Below are 1615 nucleotides of genomic sequence, written 5' to 3' on the forward strand. Positions count from 1 at the left end.
CCGGCTGATCACCTCGTCACGACTCCGGACCATGCCGGCCAGGTTGAGGCGCTGGGCGTTGCGGGCGCTGAAGCTCTGGCCTTCCATCGCGCTGTCAGGAATCTTGCGTCCCCGCGCCAGCACGGCGGTCTTGAACTCGGCGGCGATTTCCTCAATGTCGGATTGAATGAGCGCGCGCTGATCCTCGGTGAGCGGCACACCCGGCGTGGCCATGCCCTTGAATCTGCCCGCCGCAAACACCTCCACCTTCAGCCCTTCGCTGCGGAACTTCTCGGTGCTGTCGATGAACGGCAGCATCACGCCGATGGAACCAACGCGGGCGCTTGGCGTGGAGTAGATGGCGTCACACTGGGAGGCGATCCAGTAGGCCGCGCTGCACATCTGCCCGGCGCTGAACGCATAAACGGGCTTGAGCTTCGTGGCATCGGCCACGGTCTGTGCCAGTTCGGGCGTGCCATTGACCGTGCCGCCGGGCGAGTCGATGTCGAGAAGGATGGACCGCACATCGTCCCGCTGAACCGCCTCTTGAATGGCTTTGGTCACCTCGTTCATGTCGGTGGCACCGAAGAGCAGCGAGGAGATCAGGTCTGGTTGGCGCATGAGCGGGCCATGCAGATCAATGATGGCGACGCCATCGCTCACCGAGAGCAAGGCGTTGCGTGATGCGTCCGGCAGTTGAATGCGGGCGTCAAAGAAGGCCGCAGCCTGTGCCACCATGCCCTGCATGGCATCCGTGGTGATGAGCCAGGGTTGGCGGGAAAGAAGAGAATCGAGCGCGGTCACGCCTCGTTTAGCCTGTCAAAACAAGAGGCTTGGCACACATCGATCACAGCACGACAGTGCGAACATGAATTCTTTCGAGCATTTAATGTGTCACCTGTTGTCCAGCGAAGGGTACTGGGTGACCCAGGCATTCAAGGTGGATTTATCAAAAGAGGAAAAGAAGCTCATCGGAAGAGCCTCATCCCCTCGCTGGGAGATTGATGTTCTTGCGTACAACCCTCGCCAAAAAGAACTCCTGATTCTCGAATGCAAGTCGTTCATAGACTCAGTTGGAGTTCAGGCCGCGCAGATTCTTTCACATGATGAGTCGGGCAAGAGTCGCTACAAGTTGTTCGTGGACAAGGTTCTGCGCGAGACTGTTTTCAAAGTCATCAAACGGCAGTTGGTCAAACTAGGAATGATCACGGATGATACCAGATTGGTGCTTGGACTTGCGGCAGGTCGCATGAAATCCAAGCAGGATGAAGACGTCATCATTAAGCATTTCGAGCTCATGGGGTGGAGGTTCTACTCACCAGACTGGATCAAGACACAGCTCAAGAAGCGGTCTGAGTCTGGCTATTTCGACTCTGTTGCTGACGTAGTTGCGAAGATTCTGCTTCGAGAGAAGTAACAGGGGATTGTAATGAGCCGCCGCTCGGCTTCCACAGCATCTCCAGCGGCACACCATACTTCGTGGCGGTGGCGAGAATCATCTGGGCATCACGCGCCCGGCGCTCCAGTTCCTCACCGAAGTCAGCGCCGAGTTCCTCGTAGTGATCGCTGATGATCTTGAAGCCCATCTCCACATCGGATCGGTTCTGCTGCGCTTCGCGGCCCGCATCGACGGTGA

Annotated in this window: 3 protein-coding genes; 1 reads left to right on the forward strand and 2 read right to left on the reverse strand. The window is 57.6% G+C overall.

Translation table 11 applies throughout. From position 1 onward, the window contains the following. On the reverse strand, window positions 1-783 hold a 783-nt coding region (locus tag KDL09_RS15425; RefSeq protein ID WP_294386888.1), incomplete at its 3' end, for a S49 family peptidase. A 64-nt stretch (window positions 784-847) separates the two neighbouring features. On the opposite strand from KDL09_RS15425, the gene KDL09_RS15430 reads away from it, so the two are divergent. Continuing rightward, on the forward strand, window positions 848-1396 hold the full coding sequence (locus KDL09_RS15430) for a hypothetical protein (RefSeq protein WP_294386891.1): 549 nt from the start codon (window positions 848-850) through the stop codon (window positions 1394-1396). Here KDL09_RS15430 and KDL09_RS15435 read toward each other — a convergent pair. Continuing rightward, window positions 1320-1615: hypothetical protein (locus KDL09_RS15435; protein WP_294386895.1), on the reverse strand; the 296-nt coding region annotated here is incomplete at its 5' end. The two genes, KDL09_RS15430 and KDL09_RS15435, sit on opposite strands and share 77 nt — an antisense overlap.

This window comes from Prosthecobacter sp. (assembly GCF_020439865.1).
In the GTDB taxonomy this organism is placed as follows: Bacteria; Verrucomicrobiota; Verrucomicrobiia; order Verrucomicrobiales; family Verrucomicrobiaceae; genus Prosthecobacter.